Source organism: Streptomyces sp. NPDC058240 (assembly GCF_042882135.1).
In the GTDB taxonomy this organism is placed as follows: domain Bacteria; phylum Actinomycetota; class Actinomycetes; order Streptomycetales; family Streptomycetaceae; genus Streptomyces.
The window spans coordinates 336,042-351,464 of sequence record NZ_JBHVWT010000004.1; the positions used below are offsets into that span (position 1 = coordinate 336,042).

Consider the following 15,423-nt stretch of genomic DNA (forward strand, 5'->3'; position numbering starts at 1 on the left):
CGGGGGGGATGGGGTGGCTCGTGGCTGGGGTCGATTGCCAGACCGGCGCTCGTACCCATAGCGCTGCCCGCTTCCCCTCCCCCCGACAGCCTCTGAGCCGCACCGTCTTCGCGTCGACCGTCTCCCACCGCGAGGGCAGCCCCGCCGGGGTGTCGGTCGCCGGAATGCTGACCGCCAGAACCAGTCCGGCGAGCACCGCGGCCGCTGTCACGGCAGTGATCACCCGCCCGCGCACCGTGCGGTACCACGGACGCGGTCCGGCCGCGTCGGGGGTGGTCACGGCCGGACCGACAACGCTCCGCCCCGGCGGTCGGCCTCCGGTCTGCGGCGGGATCGACGACTGCGGATGCGCCACCGCGCGCAGCGCCTCCCGGACCCGCGCGGCGTTCGGGCGCGCCGCCGGATCCTTGTGCAGCAGCGCGGTGATCAGAGGCGACACCCGGCCCGCTTCGGGAGCGGCGGGGACTCGTCCCGCACGGCGAGCATCGTCGTGATCGAGTTGGCACGCCGGAACTTCCGACCGGAACTACGGGTGCTCGGCCGACGGACGCTCGACTGACGGACGCTCGGCCGACGGGCGCTCCGGCATCAGACGCGAGCCGCTGATCCTCTGACCGGAGACATCGTTCGGGTTGGAGAGCACGCAGTTCTCCAAGGACAGACAGCCGCAGCCGATGCAGTCGGTGAGATGGTCCCGCAGCCGCCCCAACTGATCGATGCGGTCGTCCAGTTCGGAGCGCCAGGCCGCGGAGAGCCGCGCCCAGTCCTCGCGGTTCGGGGTGCGCTCCTCGGGAAGTTCGGCGAGGGCGTCCCGGATGGTGGCGAGCGGGATGCCGACCCGCTGCGCCGCACGGACGAACGCGACCCTGCGCAGCGCGTCCCTGCTGTAGCGGCGCTGGTTGCCGCTGGTGCGGCGGCTGCTGATCAGGCCCTTGGCCTCGTAGAAGTGCAGGGCCGAGACCGCCGCGCCGCTGCGCGCGGAGAGCTGTCCGACCGTGAGTTCATGGAGTGTCTGTGGGATCTGGGGCACCCCTCCAACCCTACTGGCCCGCCTCCGGCCGGTCCGTCGTTGACAGGAACGCACCCGCCAACCATGCTGAGCAAGCGCTTAGACAGCGCGATGAAGGATGGACCGGAGCTGGAAGGGCAGGGACCAGGGACATGACAGAGCCGAGGATCTTCACGTCCGCGCAGGAGCTGCGCGACGGGGTGGGCGAGCAGCTGGGGCACAGCGACTGGCTGGAGGTGGACCAGAAGCGGATCGACCTCTTCGCCGAGGCCACCGGTGACCACCAGTGGATCCACGTGGACCCGGAGCGGGCCGCCACCGGGCCGTTCGGCACGACGATCGCGCACGGCTATCTCACGCTCTCACTGCTGCCGGCGCTCGTACCGCAGATCATGCGGGTCGAGGGCATGAAGATGGGCATCAACTACGGGACGAACAAGGTCCGTTTCCCGTCCACCGTGCCTGTGGGATCACGGCTGCGCGCCTCGGCCGTCCTGAAGAGCGTCGAGGAGGCCGGGGGCGGGGTGCAGGTCACCGCCGCCGTCACGGTCGAGCGCGAGGGCGGCGACAAGCCGGTGTGCGTGGCCGAGTCGGTGTCGCGCTACTACTTCTGACGTACCGCCGCTTCCGACCTACCGCGACTTCCGACGTACCGCCGCTTCCGACGTTCCGCTACTTCTGACGTTCCGCCGCGACCATGCGCAGCACGAGGTCGGCGTAGAGTTCGCCGACCTCGTCCGGCGTCCGGCTGCCCTGCGCGTTGAACCAGCGCGCCACATCGATGCAGAGCGAGAGCACCGCGAGCGTGGTGCCCGGGACGTCGGGGACGTCGAACTCCCCCGCCCGCACGCCTTCGCTGATGATCCGGCGCACCACCGCGTCGCTCCTGCGGCGCAGCTCGACGATCTCGGCGCGGTGCTCCTCGCCGAGGGCGTCGAGTTCGTACTGGACCACGCGGGCGGTGGTGTGCCGCTCGGCGTGCCAGCGGACGAAGCACCGTACGGCCTCGGCCAGCCGCTCGGCCGCCGTACCTCCGCCGTCGGCGGCCGCCTCCAGGACGAACAGGGCACGGTCGTGGCCGATCCTGCTGATCCGGTGGAGCAGCTCTTCCTTCGTCTTGTAGTGGATGTAGAGCGCGGCGGGGCTCATCCCCGCCCGGCCCGCGATGTCGCGGGTGGTGGTGGCGTGGTACCCGCGCTCGGCGAAGGCGTCGACGGCGGCGACGAGCAGCCGCCTGGCCGCCTCGGGCGTCACCTCGGCCCACGGCGCGCTGTCGCCGTCGGTCTCCTCCGCCGTGCTCATCGTCACTCGCCCCTCTCGTCAGCAGGACGAACACCATACCCCGAACCTGAGCAAGCGCTTAGGGTTCGTCCGGCGGGACCGTCAGAGCTTCTGGAAGGGGTCGTGCTCGGCGAGGATCTTCTCCAGCCGGGCCTGGTCGACCCGGCTGACGATCCGCCCCGCCTCCTGGCGGTCACGGATGACCTTGGCCAGGGTGAAGCAGGAGGTGACGAGGTAGAGGACACCGATCGCGAGGAATCCGCGGACCCAGGCGTCGGCGTCGAGGAAGTAGATACCGAGAGCCACCGCACCGATCGCCACCCCGAAGGAGGCGACGGCCTGGCCGTAGAAGGCCCCGGTGCCCTGCTGCTTGACCGTTGCTGTCTCACTCATGGCGCCCAGCATCGGCCGACGTGGCCGGCGCCACATCCGTTCCCGTACTCAGCCGGTACTCAGACGCCCGTTCGAGCGACGGTACGGGTCAGAAGGCGGAGACCCCCGTCAGCGCGCGGCCGATGATCAGCTTCTGGATCTGGCTGGTGCCCTCGTACAACGTCATCACGCGGGCGTCGCGCAGCAGCTTGCCGACCGGGTACTCGTCGATGTAGCCGTAGCCGCCGAAGACCTGGAGCGCGTTGTTGGCGGCGCGGACGGCGGCCTCGGAGGCGAAGAGCTTCGCCTTGGAGGCGGCGGTGGCGAAGTCCTCGCCGCGGTCGACGAGGTCCGCCACCCGCCAGGTCAGCAGCCGGGCCGCGTCGACGTCCACGGAGATGTCGCTGATGAGTTCCTGGACGAGCTGGTAGCTCGCGATGGACTTGCCGAACTGCTCGCGCTCGCCCGCGTAGCCCACGGCGGCGTCGAGGGCGGCCTGGGCGATGCCGACGCAGCCGGCCGCGACCGACATCCGCCCCTTGGCCAGGGCGGACATGGCGATGGAGAAGCCCTTGCCCTCCGGACCCAGGAGCGCCGACGCGGGCACCCGGACGTCCTCCAGGATCACCTCGGCGGTGGCCTGGCCGCGCAGGCCGAGCTTGCCGTGGATGGTGCGGCGAACGAGGCCGGGGGTGTCGGTGGGGACCAGGAAGGCGGATATGCCCTTGTGGCCGGGGGTGTCGTTGGTGCGGGCGAAGAGCAGCACCACGTCGGCCCAGGTGCCGTTGGTGATGAACATCTTGCTGCCGTTGATGACGTACTCGTCGCCTTCCCGGACGGCCCTCGTCGTCAGGTTTCCGGCGTCCGAGCCGGTGCCGGGCTCGGTGAGGCCGAAGCAGCCGATCGCCTCGCCCGCGGTGAGCCTCGGCAGCCAGTGCCGCTTCTGCTCCTCGTCGCCCCAGGCGGCGATGGTCTTGGTGACGAGCCCGAGGGAGACGGAGACGATGCCGCGGACCGAGGAGTCGCCGCGGCCCAGCTCCTCGGTGACCAGGCAGTACGCGAGGTGGTCGCCGCCCGAGCCGCCGTACTCCTCGGGGACGGTCAGCCCGAGGAAGCCGACGGAACCCAGCTTCTTCACGATCGACTTGTCGACGTTCTCGGCCCGGTCCCACTCCACGACGTGCGGGGCGATCTCACGGGCGACGAAGTCCTTGGCGAGCTGCCGGACGGCTTCCTGCTCCTCGCCGAGCTCCAGGTTCATCCTTCGACTCTCCACTTTTAATTAGCACTGCTAGTTTTTCGCTTGCAGGCCCTACTATGTGCCGCATGGCCCGACCGCGCAAGCCCCTCCTGAGCAGAGACCGCATCGTCGAGGCGGCGAGCGCACTCGTGGACTCCGAAGGGCTCGACGCCGTGTCCACCCGTCGGCTCGCGGCCGGACTCGGGGTCAGCGGACCCTCGCTCTACAACCACTTCCGCAACAAGGACGAGATCCTGGACGCGGTCGCGGACGCCGTGTCCGCGCAGGTCGACCTGTCGATGTTCGACGAGTCGGACACCCGCGACTGGCGCGCCGCCCTGCACGACTGGGCCGTCTCCTATCGTGCGGCGCTCACCGAGCACCCGCACATCGTTCCGGTGCTCGCCCAGGGTCCGGGCCGCCGGCCGGCCGGTCTCCGGGTCGCCGACGCGGTGTTCGGCGCGATGGTCAGGGCCGGCTGGCCGCCCGCCCAGGCGACGTACATCGGGGCCCTGATGCGGTACTTCATCACCGGTTCGGCACTGGGCTCCTTCGCCCGCGGCTTCGTCGACGACGAGACGGCGTACGACCCCGCCGACTACCCGCACCTCGGCCAGGCCCATCTGCTGGCCGAGCGCCGCCAGAAGGTCGACGAGGGGGCCTTCGAGACCGGGCTGCGGGCCCTGGTCGACGGTCTCTCGGTCCAGTACGAGCTGCTGGCGCCGGCCGGAACGGTTCGGCCCGCACCGAAGCGTTCCTGACGCATCCTGGTTCACATGGCACGCATGGCACACCCCGACCCGGCCGCGCCCCGGCTCGCCGCCCTGGCCGCGCTCCTCGCCGACGAGACCCGTGCGGCCTTCTGTCTGGCCCTGCTCGACGGCCGCGCCTGGACCGCCGGAGAGCTGGCCAGATACGCCTCCGTGGCACCGTCGACCGCCAGCGAACACCTCGGCAAGCTCGTCGCGGGCGGGCTGCTGGCCGAGGAGCGGCAGGGCCGCCACCGCTATCTGCGGCTGGCCGACGAACGGACCGCGCATCTCGTCGAGGACCTGGCTGCCCAGGTCGTCCCCGGCGCCGTACCCGAACGGCCGCGCACCCTGAGCGCGGTGAACGCGGGCAGCGCGATGGCCCGCGGCCGGACCTGTTACGACCATCTCGCGGGGCGGATCGGCATCGCGATCACCGACGCCATGACCGTACGGGGACTGCTGGAGCAGGACACCGGCTTCGCGCTGACCGAGGAAGGCCTGAGCTGGTTCGGCGAGCGGGGCATCGGCCTGGAGACCGGTTCGCGGCGTCCTCTCGTACGGAGCTGTCTGGACTGGACGGAGCGCAGGCCGCACCTGGCCGGGGTCGCGGGCGCCGCGCTGTGCCGCCACGTGCTGGACACCGGGTGGTGCGTACGGATCGGGTCAGGACGCGCGGTGAAGGCCACCCCGGACGGGGAGCGTGCGCTGTACGAACACCTCGGCATCGAGCCGGCAACAATTCGGTAGGGGCCGAACGGTCGCGGCCTTACGGTCGTGGCCATGACGACCCCGACCTCCTCCCCCGCCGGTCCGCCCGCTCCGCACCGTGACTGGCGGGCCGCCGCCGCGGCCGGTACCGCCGTGCTGCTGTGGGCCTCCGCCTTCGTCTCCATCCGCAGCGCCGGCGACGCCTACTCACCCGGTGCGCTCGCCCTCGGCCGGCTGCTCGCGGGTTCCCTGGCGCTCGGCACGCTCCTGGTGGCGCGGCGCGAGGGGCTGCCTTCGCGGGCCGCCTGGCCGGGGATCATCTGGTCCGGGCTGCTCTGGTTCGGCCTGTACATGGTGGTGCTGAACTGGGGTGAGCAGCAGGTCGACGCGGGCACGGCCGCGATGGTGGTGAACATCGGCCCCCTGCTGATAGCGCTGCTCGGGGCCCGGATGCTGGGCGAGGTGCTGCCCCGCAGGCTGCTGGCGGGCATGGCCGTGTCGTTCGCGGGCGCCGCGGTGGTGGGGCTCTCGATGTCCGGTGACGGCGGCGCGTCGGTGCTCGGCGTACTGCTGTGCCTGCTGGCCGCCGTGGCGTACGCGACCGGCGTGGTGCGCCAGAAGCCCGCCCTGCGGCACGGCTCCGCGCTGCAGGTCACCACCTTCGGCTGCCTGGTCGGCACCGTCGCCTGCCTGCCGTTCTCCGGTGCGCTGATCTCCGACGCCGCCGACGCACCGCTGTCCGCCACCCTGAACATGGTCTATCTGGGCCTCTTCCCGACCGCGCTGGCCTTCACCACCTGGGCCTACGCGCTCGCCAGGACCACGGCGGGACGGATGGGCGCCACCACGTACGCGGTGCCGGCACTGGTGGTGCTGATGTCCTGGCTGCTGCTGGACGAGGTGCCCGCGCCGCTCACCGTCGGCGGGGGGCTGCTCTGCCTGGCCGGGGTGGCGGTCTCCCGGACGCGTCCGCGGACCGGCGTGACGCGGCGGAATCCGGCCCGTGAGCCGGACCGGATGGCCGTGGACGATGCGGAACGTCGCGCTGCTCACGGCGAAACCCCCGGCCGCCTCCAGGAGCGGCCGGGGTCCCTTCCGGACGGGTCCTAGAAGACCACCAGGGCCCGCCCGCCCTTGCCGGCGATCATGTTGTCGAACGCCGCCGGGATGCCGTCGAGGGTGATGCGCTCCGTCACCAGGGCACCCAGGTCGAGCCGCCCCTCCCGGATATGTCCGGCCAGCACGGGCAGGTCCCGCGCCGGGTCGGAGTTGCCGTAGACGCAGCCGGAGAGGGTGCGTCCCCAGTGGAAGAGCTCCAGGGCGTTGAAGGTGACCTGCTGGTCCTTGCCGCCGATGCCGACGACCGTGGTCCGGCCGCCGCGGCGGGTCGACTCCCAGGCGGTGCGGATGGTGACGGCGCGGCCGACGCACTCGATGGCGGCGTCCACCCCCTGCTTGCCCGTGAGGGCCCGGATCTCACGGGCGGTGTTCTCCGAGGCGACCACGTAGTCGGTGGCGCCCGCCCGGCGGGCCAACTCCTCCTTCTGCGGGGAGACATCGACCGCGACGATGCGCGAGGCACCGGCGATACCGGCGGCCTGGAGCGCGGCCAGGCCCACTCCCCCGGCGCCGAACACGGCCACCGTCTCGCCCTCGCGCAGCCGCGCCGAGTGGTGCACGGCGCCGTATCCGGTGAGGACCGCGCAACCCAGGAGAGCGGCGTCGGTGAGCGGGATGCCGCCCGGAACGGGCAGGACGCAGCCCGCGGGGACCACCGTCTCCTCGGCGAACGCGGCGACGTTGAGACCGGGGTGCAGTTCGCCGCCGTCGTCCGCGCGCCGGGCGTGGACGGCGCCCGCACCGTTCAGGGCGTTCGCGCACAGCCAGACCTCGCCCAGCGTGCAGGCGTGGCAACTGCCGCAGGAGGGCGCCCAGTTGAGCACGACGCCGTCGCCCGGCGCCACATGGCCGACACCCTCGCCGACCGCGACGACGGTGCCCGCGCCCTCATGGCCGAGGACGGCGGGGACGGGCACCCGCATGGTGCCGTTGGACAGCGAGAGGTCGGAGTGGCAGACGCCGGCGGCGGCGAGGGCGACCCTCACCCGGCCGGGGCCGGGCTCCGGGAGTTCGATGTCGGTGATCTCCAGGGGAGCTCCGACGGCTGGCAGTACGGCGGCGCGGACCACGAACAGGCTCCTTGAGGGGCGGCAGCAGGGGAAACGGGCGGGGCGGAAGGGTCGGAACCGCAGGGACGCGGAACGGTCAGAACTGCAGGGACTTGGTCTGGAGGTACTCCGCGAGCCCGTGGGAACCGAGTTCGCGGCCGACGCCGGACTGCTTGTAGCCGCCGAACGGGGCGAGCGGGTTGAACCGGCCGCCGTTGATGTCGACCTGCCCGGTGTCCATCCGCCGGGCGAACGCCACCGCCTCCGCGTCGTCGCCCGCCCAGACCGCGCCCGCGAGGCCGTACACGGTGCCGTTGGCGATGCGCAGGGCGTCGTCCTCATCCTCGTAGCGGATGAGCGAGACGACGGGGCCGAAGATCTCCTCCTGGGCGATGGTCATCTCCGGGGTGACATCGGCGAACACGGTGGGGCTGACGAAGTAGCCCTGTTCGCGCGGGGCTTCGGGGCCGCCCGCGACGAGGCGGGCGCCCTCCGCCACGCCTCTCTCGATGTAGCCGCGCACCCGCGCGTGCTGCTTGGCGTTGACGAGGGGGCCGATGCGGTCGCCGTACTTGGCGGCAGCCTCCGCGGCGAGCGCGACCGCCTCGTCGTACTGCGAGGTGTGCACCAGCATCCGGGTCCAGGCACTGCACGTCTGGCCGGAGTTGCCCATGACGTTCGCGACGCCGACGCCGACGGCCTTGGCCAGGTCCGCGCTCGGCAGGATGACGTTGGCGGACTTGCCGCCCAGTTCGAGGGCGACGCGCTTGACGGCCGCGCCGGCCGTGGCGCCGATCTGCTTGCCGACGGCGGTGGAGCCGGTGAACGAGACCAGGTCGACGCCGTCGTGCTCGGCCAGGGCCTGTCCGGCGACCGGGCCCAGACCGGTGACGAGGTTGAACACGCCTGCGGGAACGCCCGCTTCATGGACGGCCTCGGCGAAGAGCTGGGCGGTCAGCGGGGTGTCCTCGGCGGGCTTGAGGACGACCGTGCACCCCGCCGCGAGCGCGGGGGCGACCTTGGCGACGATCTGGTGCAGCGGGTAGTTCCACGGGGTGATCGCACCGACCACACCGACCGGCTCGGCGTACACGGTGGAGTTGCCGACCTTCTCCTCGAAGGCGTACGAGGCGGCGAGCCCGGCGTACGAACCGGCCACCAGGACCGGTACGCCCGCGTGCACCGCCTGCGAGAACGGCAGCGGCGCGCCGAGTTCGGCGGTGACGGTCTCGGCGATCTCGTCCTTGCGGGCGACGAGCACATCGCGCAGGGCGGCGATCCGCGCGGCCCGCTCGGCGGGGGCGGTGGCCGCCCAGGCGGGGAGCGCGGCGCGGGCGGCCCGTACCGCGGCGTCGACGTCCTCGGCCCCGCCGGCCGGGACCTCGGCGATGACCTGTTCGTCCGCCGGGTTCACCACCGCGATCGTGTCCCGTCCCGCGGCGGGCCGCCAGGCTCCGTCGATGTACATGCCGTCGTGGGCCTTCATCGCTGTTCCTCCCGGACACGGTTGCGGACGGGGGCGTCCACAACCCCAAACTAGCGCTGTTAGTTTTCGGGCGCCAGAGACGCCCGTCACGCCGAGGGCTGCCGGCCGAGCTCCGCGTGCTCCGTACCGGGGTTCTCGAACTGGGTCCGGTACAGCTCCTCGTACCGGCCGCCCGCGGCGAGGAGTTCGTCGTGCGTGCCCCGCTCCACGATCTGCCCGTTCTCCACGACCAGGATGAGGTCGGCCGCCCGGACCGTGGAGAGCCGGTGGGCGATCACGACCGCCGTGCGTCCGGCGAGCGCCTCGGTGAGTGCTTCCTGGACGGCCGCCTCGGATGTGTTGTCGAGGTGGGCGGTGGCCTCGTCGAGGATGACGACGCGCTGGCGGGCCAGCAGCAGCCGGGCGATGGTCAGCCGCTGGCGTTCGCCGCCGGAGAGCCGGTAGCCGCGTTCGCCGACGACGGTGTCGAGCCCGTCGGGCAGCGAGGCGACGAGACCGTCCAGGCGCGCGCGGCGCAGCGCGTCCCAGAGGTCCTCCTCGGCGGCTCCGGGGCGGGCGAGCAGCAGGTTGGCGCGCACCGACTCGTGGAAGAGGTGGCCGTCCTGGGTGACCATGCCGAGGGTGTCGCGCAGGGTGTCGGCGGTCAGGTCGCGTACGTCGACGCCGCCGATGCGTACCGCGCCCTCGTCCGTGTCGTACAGCCGGGGCAGCAGTTGGGCGATGGTCGACTTGCCCGCACCGGACGAGCCGACGAGTGCCACCGTCTGTCCGGGCTCGGCGCGGAAGGAGACCCCGCGCAGTACTTCGTCGCCGCCGCGGGTGTCGAGGCTCGCGACGTCCTCCAGCGAGGCGAGCGAGACCTTGTCGGCGGACGGGTAGCCGAACCGCACCTGGTCGAACTCGACGGACACCGGACCGTCCGGGACCGCCCGTGCGTCCGGCTTCTGGTCGATGAGCGGCTTGAGGTCGAGGACCTCGAAGACCCGCTCGAAGCTGACGAGCGCGCTCATCACCTCGACGCGCGCCCCGGCGAGTGCGGTGAGCGGTGCGTACAGCCGGGTCAGCAGGAGGGCCAGGGCCACGACCGCGCCCGCGTCGAGCTGCCCGCGCAGTGCGTAGAACCCGCCGAGTCCGTAGACCAGGGCGAGTGCCAGCGCGGACACGAGGGTGAGGGCGGTGATGAACGCGGACTGGGCCATGGCCGTGCGGACGCCGATGTCGCGCACCCGGCCGGCTCTGACGGCGAATTCGGCGGACTCGTCGGCGGGGCGGCCGAAGAGCTTGATCAGGGTGGCGCCGGGTGCGGAGAAGCGCTCGGTCATCCGGGTCCCCATCGCGGCGTTGTGGGCCGCGGCCTCCCGCTGGAGCCTCGCCATCCTGGTGCCCATCCGCCGGGCCGGCAGCACGAACACCGGCAGCAGCACCAGTGCGAGCACGGTGATCTGCCAGGAGATGGAGAGCATGACGCCGAGGGTGAGCAGCAGCGTCACGACATTGCTGACGACGCCGGACAGCGTGTTGCTGAAGGCGCGCTGGGCTCCGATGACGTCGTTGTTGAGGCGGCTGACGAGCGCACCGGTGCGGGTCCGGGTGAAGAACGCGACCGGCATGCGCTGCACATGGTCGAAGACGGCGGTGCGCAGATCGAGGATCAGTCCCTCGCCGAGATTGGCCGAGAGCCAGCGGCTGACCAGGCCCAGTGCGGCCTCCGCGACGGCGATCACGGCGATGAGGAGGGACAGCCGGGTGACGGTGCCCGACTCCTTGCCGGACACGATCGCGTTCACGACGCGGCCGGCGAGAACGGGGGTGGCGACCGCGAGCAGCGCCGTCGCCACGCTCAGGATCAGGAACAGGGCGACCCGGCGCCGGTGCGGGCGGGCGAACGCGGCGATGCGCCGCAGGGTGGTCCGGTCGAAGGGGCGTCGGTCCGCTTGCGCGTTCATGACGTTGTGGAGCTGTGTCCACGCCGTGGTTTCCATACTCATGGGAGGAACGTACGACCTCCAGCGGACTTGAGGTCAACGGCCGGGTCCTGGCGGCAGTGAACTGCCATCGGCGGGTGTCAGGCGCGGTTGCGGTCGGCGTGACGCCGACCCGGCCGGGGTGCCGGTTCGGTCGGGGCGGCACCGGACTTCCGGGCCCGCCCGCCGCGTACGCCCAGTCCCGCCGCCGCGATCAGGAGGGCGCCGAGCATGACGAACGGCGCCGCGATGCCCGCCACCCCGGCGATCAGACCGGCGGACGCGGGGGCCGCGACCTGTCCCAGGCGGTTTCCGGTCAGCCGGAGGGCGAGCGCGGTGGACCGGGCCTCCGGCGGCGCGGCCTGGACGACGGTCGTCATCGAGAGCGGCTGCCCGACGCCGAGACAGAAGCCGAGCACGGCGAGCATCACGGCCAGCACGGCCACGGGGACGGGCAGGGCGATGCCCGCGCAGAGCACTCCGGCCAGCAGACAGGTCGTGGTGAGCAGCGCCGTGCGGCCGAGAACCCGGAGCATCGGGGTCATCACCAGGCGGCAGGCGATGGTGGCGGCGGCGCGCAGACTGAGCAGCAGTCCGATGGTGGCGGGGGCGATGCCCCGGTGTTCGCCGACGACGGGCAGATACGCGGTGAGGATGTCGGTCGCCGAGAGCACGGCGAGGCTGATGAAGATCCCGGCCGGGACGCCGCGGGCCCGCAGGATGCGGCCGACGGGGACCTTCGCGGCCGGGTCGGCCCGGCGGGCCGCGGGCGCGGACCGGTGCTCGATGCGCCGGAGCGAGCCGAGTGAGACGGCGGCGACGGCCGCCGAGACGAGCAGGGCGAGTGCGCTCGTACGGGCCATGGCACCGTCCCGCTCGGAGATCAGATACCCCGCGGCGATCGGGCCGATGAGCTGGCCGAGGGAGGCGCCGATGGTGAAGTGCCCGAAGTTGCGGTCCTGTTCGGCCGGGGCGGACTGACGGGCGACGATCGACTGGGCGCCGATGACGAAGCAGAGGTGGCCGAGCCCCATCACACCGCTCCAGGCCGCCATCGCCGTCAGCGAGTCCGCCCGGCCGCTCAGGGCGCAGCCGCCCGCGATCAGGACGACGCCGAAGGGCAGCAGGGGCGCACACCGGCCGTGGTCGGTCCGGCGCCCGAGCGGGACGGCGGCGAAGAGCGGGAGGAGCGCGTACACCCCGGTGATCACACCGATGGAGCGCTCGTCCGCACCGAGCGAGAGAGCCCGGTAGGAGACGGCGGGCCGGGCCATCGACACCGCCCCCTGCGCGAAGGCGAAGGCGATGACGAGGCGCAGCAGCCAGCCCCTGCCGGGCTCCTGGAGGGTGCGCACGGTCAGATGATGCCGAACAGGAGTCCGGCGCCGAGCACCACCAGCGAGGTGAGCGCGGCCCACTTGACGGTGAACCTGGTGTGGTCGCCGAATTCGACCTTCGCCATGCCGACGAGCACGTAGACGGCCGGGACCAGCGGGGACGACATGTGCAGGGGCTGGCCGACCAGGGAGGCGCGGGCGATCTCCAGCGGGGAGACACCGTGGGCGGCACCCGCCTCGGCGAGCACCGGAACGACACCGAAGTAGAAGCCGTCGTTGGACATGAAGTACGTCAGCGGGATGCTGAGGATGCCGGTGACGATCGCCATGTGCGGGCCCATGCCGTCGGGGATCGCGCCGACGAGCCAGTCGGCCATGTGCTCGACCATGCCCGTGCCGGAGAGGACGCCGGTGAAGACGGCGGCCGCGAAGACCATGCCGGAGACGTTGAGGACGTTGTCGGCGTGGGCGGCGATCCGGGCCCGCTGGTCGGGCATGTGGGGGAAGTTGACCGTGAGGGCGAGGGCCGCACCGAGCAGGAAGAGCACCGGGATCGGCATCAGTTCCATGATCATCGCGGTGAGCAGGGCGACGGTGAGGCCCGCGTTGAACCAGTAGAGCTTGGGGCGCAGGGTGGCCCGGTTCGGGTCCAGGCCCTTGAAGCCCTCGTCCTCGTCCTCGTCCTCGTCCTCGTCCGGCCCGGACTCCCCGGCTCCGTCGCCGTCGCCGTTCGCGCCTGCACCCGTGCCCGTTCCGGCTCCGCCGGAGTTCTTGCGGGTACGGTCGCCGCCGCCGCCCGCCCCGACGAGAACGGTCTCCGACTCCGCGGCCGTCTCGGTGGCCAGCACCTCGTCGAGGGTGAGCATGCCGAGCCGCTTGCGCTCGCGTCGGCCCAGCACGACGGCGAGGAGCAGGACGGCGACCAGTCCGATGCCGAGCGCCGGGATCATCGGGACGAAGATGTCGCCCGCGTCCAGCTTGAGCGCGGTGGCGGCGCGGGCGGTGGGGCCGCCCCAGGGAAGGGTGTTCATGACGCCGTTCGCCGTGGCGGCGACACCGGTCATCACGACCAGGCTCATCTTGAGGCGCTTGTAGAGCGGATACATCGCCGAGACGGTGATCATGAAGGTGGTGGAGCCGTCGCCGTCGAGGGAGACGATGGCGGCGAGCACGGCCGTACCGACGACGATCCGCATCGGGTCGGCCTTGCAGAAGCGCAGGATGCCCCGCACGATCGGGTCGAAGAGGCCGACGTCGATCATCACGCCGAAGTAGACGATGGCGAACATCAGCATCGCGGCGGTCGGGGCGAGATTGCCGACGCCTTCGATGACGTAGTCACCGAGCTTCGCGCCCTGCCCTACCGCGACGCAGAACAGCGCGGGGATCAGGACCAGCGCCGCGATCGGCGACATCTTCTTCAACATGATCAGGACCAGGAAGGTCGCAATCATGGCGAAGCCGAGGATTGTCAGCATGTGGATACCTATCGCTCACCCTTGAACTCCCACCGGACTCGGCGGTGCGGATGACGTTAGGGCGCGGTTCGCAGCGTTAACAAGATGTTGACATGCGAGCAATACGAGCAAAACCCCAGGTCAACGCGGGGATCACGGCTTGGGCACAACCGGCGCCCCCATCGGCGCATTCGCCCGCGCCCCCGTCGGCGCCTTCCCCGTTATCTTCTTCCTGGCCCTGCAAGAGGGCCGCTGGCCTCCGGGCCCGGTATGGCTTTTCCCCTGTCCGCGATGACCTGAGGGGTGGTGTCGCCGGGCCCGAGGGGTGCCGTCGGAGACGCTGATGAGAGGTCCGGCCACCGTCCGGCCCGGCGCAATGCCGGGCAGTCCGCGGACGGCAGGTCTGCATCTGGTCGAGGGTGCTCGCGGTGAACAGGGCCCGGGTGCGCAGGGCGGAGAGCAGCGCGGAGGGGTAGAGGGCGCCGGCCACGGTGTGCACGTTCGGGTTGCCGAGGACGACGCCGACCGCCCGCTGCCCGTGCTCCTCGGTCAGGGCGGGCAGGGCGCGGGCGATCGTGTCGAACGCCTCGTTCCAGGTCGCCTCCGTCAGGACGCCGTCCTTGCGGACGAGCGGGGTGCGCAGCCGGTCGGGGTCGGCGTCGAGCCCGCCGATGGACGCGCCCTTGGGGCAGATGAAGCCACGGCTGAAGACATCCTCCCGGTCGCCCCGGGCGCCGGTGACCCTGGTCCCCTCGATGGTGAGGCCGAGCCCGCAGGTGGCCTCGCAGAGGGGGCAGATGCGCAGGGCGGTACGGGGGCTGCTGGGGTCGTGCGACATGGGCCCTCCCCGGGGCGAGCGGCAGCGGCGGCGCGCGTACGTCGGCAAGCAGGGCGAGCATACCGACCGGTACGCACGGTGGGGAGGTGCTGACGCCACGAGCTTGCCCGGGGCGGCCGGACGGTGTCGCCCGGTCAGTCCAGGACGCGCGCCAGGTAGGCCCGGAGCAGGATGCGGGTCTCGGCGACGATGGCCCGGTCGCCCGACGGGTCGGTACGGAAGGCGAGTTGGAGGAGGGCGTCGGCGGCCTCGACGCAGACCAGGACGGTGCGCAGCAGATCCTCGTCGGGGGCGCGGCCGAGGTGGCCGGAGAGCAGTTCGGTGAGCCGTCCCGCGACCCGCTGGTTGGCGTCGCCTGCGGGGTCGTCCTCGGGGGCCGGCGCGCCGAAGTCGACGAGGGCGAATCCGGCCACGGAGCGCTTCATCGCCAGGTATTCGTCCAGCACGGCATCGATGGCGCTGCGCCAGTCCGCGGTCGGGATGACGGCCAGGCGGGAGGTGATGCGTTCGGCGTAGCTGTCCAGATTGCGCCGGGCCAGCGCGTCGGCCAGCGCGCGCTTGTTGGAGAAGAACCGGTAGACGGAGCCGATGGGGACCCCGGCACGGATGGCCACGGCCCGAGTGGACAGCTGCTCGTAGCCGGTCTCGTCGAGGAGTTCGGCGCAGGCGTCGAGTATCCGGGCGAGGCGCTCGGCGCTGCGCTGCTGCACGGGGGCGCGACGGAGGTTCGTGTTCGCATGGGGCACGGGCTCCATGATGCCGTGGGCCTCCTCCGGTGCGGGTGGCCGGTGGGTTCCGGTGCGGTCGCGGG

General features: G+C 72.0%; 14 protein-coding genes and 2 pseudogenes. 4 read left to right on the top strand and 12 right to left on the bottom strand.

The window, feature by feature from the left end:
- Both ACFVX4_RS11625 and soxR read right to left on the bottom strand, forming a co-directional pair.
- Positions 1-439, bottom strand: a pseudogene (locus ACFVX4_RS11625) (hypothetical protein); the annotation flags it as partial.
- Between the two features lie 87 nt (positions 440-526).
- On the bottom strand, positions 527-1,030 hold the full coding sequence (soxR, locus tag ACFVX4_RS11630) for a redox-sensitive transcriptional activator SoxR (RefSeq protein ID WP_389974679.1): 504 nt from the start codon (positions 1,028-1,030) through the stop codon (positions 527-529).
- A gap of 131 nt (positions 1,031-1,161) precedes the next feature.
- Here soxR and ACFVX4_RS11635 point away from each other — a divergent pair, with 131 nt between their 5' ends.
- Positions 1,162-1,623 (top strand): MaoC family dehydratase, encoded by a 462-nt coding sequence (locus tag ACFVX4_RS11635; protein WP_389974681.1) that lies wholly within the window; start codon positions 1,162-1,164, stop codon positions 1,621-1,623.
- Between the two features lie 58 nt (positions 1,624-1,681).
- Here the strand turns inward: ACFVX4_RS11635 and ACFVX4_RS11640 are convergent, their stop codons facing one another.
- The 3 genes from ACFVX4_RS11640 to ACFVX4_RS11650 form a co-directional block, all read right to left on the bottom strand.
- The gene (locus ACFVX4_RS11640; protein ID WP_385326398.1) at positions 1,682-2,311 is read right to left on the bottom strand and encodes a TetR/AcrR family transcriptional regulator; all 630 of its coding nucleotides are present in this window, start codon (positions 2,309-2,311) and stop codon (positions 1,682-1,684) included.
- Positions 2,312-2,392: 81 nt separating this feature from the next.
- Positions 2,393-2,683, bottom strand: coding sequence for a YiaA/YiaB family inner membrane protein (locus ACFVX4_RS11645; protein WP_389974684.1), 291 nt, complete (start codon positions 2,681-2,683; stop codon positions 2,393-2,395).
- Between the two features lie 88 nt (positions 2,684-2,771).
- Positions 2,772-3,923 (bottom strand): acyl-CoA dehydrogenase family protein, encoded by a 1,152-nt coding sequence (locus ACFVX4_RS11650; RefSeq protein WP_389974687.1) that lies wholly within the window; start codon positions 3,921-3,923, stop codon positions 2,772-2,774.
- A 65-nt stretch (positions 3,924-3,988) separates the two neighbouring features.
- Here ACFVX4_RS11650 and ACFVX4_RS11655 point away from each other — a divergent pair, with 65 nt between their 5' ends.
- The 3 genes from ACFVX4_RS11655 to ACFVX4_RS11665 are packed head-to-tail and all read left to right on the top strand — an operon-like array spanning position 3,989 to position 6,472.
- Positions 3,989-4,663 (top strand): TetR/AcrR family transcriptional regulator, encoded by a 675-nt coding sequence (locus ACFVX4_RS11655; protein WP_389974690.1) that lies wholly within the window; start codon positions 3,989-3,991, stop codon positions 4,661-4,663.
- A gap of 15 nt (positions 4,664-4,678) precedes the next feature.
- Positions 4,679-5,401, top strand: coding sequence for an ArsR/SmtB family transcription factor (locus ACFVX4_RS11660; protein ID WP_389974693.1), 723 nt, complete (start codon positions 4,679-4,681; stop codon positions 5,399-5,401).
- Positions 5,402-5,434: 33 nt separating this feature from the next.
- Positions 5,435-6,472, top strand: a complete 1,038-nt coding sequence (locus ACFVX4_RS11665) for a DMT family transporter (RefSeq protein WP_389974695.1) — start codon at positions 5,435-5,437, stop codon at positions 6,470-6,472.
- Here the strand turns inward: ACFVX4_RS11665 and ACFVX4_RS11670 are convergent.
- From ACFVX4_RS11670 to ACFVX4_RS11700, 7 genes and pseudogenes are all read right to left on the bottom strand, one after another.
- Entirely contained in the window at positions 6,469-7,551 is a 1,083-nt protein-coding gene (locus tag ACFVX4_RS11670; protein ID WP_389974698.1) for a Zn-dependent alcohol dehydrogenase, read from the bottom strand. The two genes, ACFVX4_RS11665 and ACFVX4_RS11670, sit on opposite strands and share 4 nt — an antisense overlap.
- A gap of 76 nt (positions 7,552-7,627) precedes the next feature.
- Entirely contained in the window at positions 7,628-9,016 is a 1,389-nt protein-coding gene (locus tag ACFVX4_RS11675; RefSeq protein ID WP_389974701.1) for an aldehyde dehydrogenase family protein, read from the bottom strand.
- Positions 9,017-9,102: 86 nt separating this feature from the next.
- Entirely contained in the window at positions 9,103-11,004 is a 1,902-nt protein-coding gene (locus ACFVX4_RS11680; RefSeq protein ID WP_389974704.1) for an ABC transporter ATP-binding protein, read from the bottom strand.
- 77 nt (positions 11,005-11,081) lie between these two features.
- Complete coding sequence (locus tag ACFVX4_RS11685; RefSeq protein WP_389974864.1) at positions 11,082-12,341, bottom strand: MFS transporter; 1,260 nt, start codon at positions 12,339-12,341, stop codon at positions 11,082-11,084.
- Entirely contained in the window at positions 12,338-13,795 is a 1,458-nt protein-coding gene (locus tag ACFVX4_RS11690; RefSeq protein ID WP_389974707.1) for a CitMHS family transporter, read from the bottom strand. Before ACFVX4_RS11690 ends, ACFVX4_RS11685 begins: the two co-directional genes overlap by 4 nt.
- 385 nt (positions 13,796-14,180) lie before the next feature.
- Positions 14,181-14,579, bottom strand: a pseudogene (locus ACFVX4_RS11695) (molybdopterin-dependent oxidoreductase); the annotation flags it as partial.
- Positions 14,580-14,746: 167 nt separating this feature from the next.
- Positions 14,747-15,367, bottom strand: coding sequence for a TetR family transcriptional regulator (locus ACFVX4_RS11700; RefSeq protein WP_389974710.1), 621 nt, complete (start codon positions 15,365-15,367; stop codon positions 14,747-14,749).
- Positions 15,368-15,423 lie beyond the last annotated feature (56 nt).

Excerpts from the sequence above, each read along its gene's own strand:
- ACFVX4_RS11635 (WP_389974681.1), top strand. The coding sequence starts at position 1,162 with ATGACAGAGCCGAGGATCTTCACGTCCGCGCAGGAGCTGCGCGACGGG.
- ACFVX4_RS11640 (WP_385326398.1), bottom strand. The coding sequence starts at position 2,311 with ATGAGCACGGCGGAGGAGACCGACGGCGACAGCGCGCCGTGGGCCGAG.
- ACFVX4_RS11645 (WP_389974684.1), bottom strand. The coding sequence starts at position 2,683 with ATGAGTGAGACAGCAACGGTCAAGCAGCAGGGCACCGGGGCCTTCTAC.
- ACFVX4_RS11650 (WP_389974687.1), bottom strand. The coding sequence starts at position 3,923 with ATGAACCTGGAGCTCGGCGAGGAGCAGGAAGCCGTCCGGCAGCTCGCC.
- ACFVX4_RS11655 (WP_389974690.1), top strand. The coding sequence starts at position 3,989 with ATGGCCCGACCGCGCAAGCCCCTCCTGAGCAGAGACCGCATCGTCGAG.
- ACFVX4_RS11660 (WP_389974693.1), top strand. The coding sequence starts at position 4,679 with ATGGCACGCATGGCACACCCCGACCCGGCCGCGCCCCGGCTCGCCGCC.
- ACFVX4_RS11665 (WP_389974695.1), top strand. The coding sequence starts at position 5,435 with ATGACGACCCCGACCTCCTCCCCCGCCGGTCCGCCCGCTCCGCACCGT.
- ACFVX4_RS11675 (WP_389974701.1), bottom strand. The coding sequence starts at position 9,016 with ATGAAGGCCCACGACGGCATGTACATCGACGGAGCCTGGCGGCCCGCC.
- ACFVX4_RS11680 (WP_389974704.1), bottom strand. The coding sequence starts at position 11,004 with ATGAGTATGGAAACCACGGCGTGGACACAGCTCCACAACGTCATGAAC.
- ACFVX4_RS11690 (WP_389974707.1), bottom strand. The coding sequence starts at position 13,795 with ATGCTGACAATCCTCGGCTTCGCCATGATTGCGACCTTCCTGGTCCTG.
- ACFVX4_RS11700 (WP_389974710.1), bottom strand. The coding sequence starts at position 15,367 with ATGGAGCCCGTGCCCCATGCGAACACGAACCTCCGTCGCGCCCCCGTG.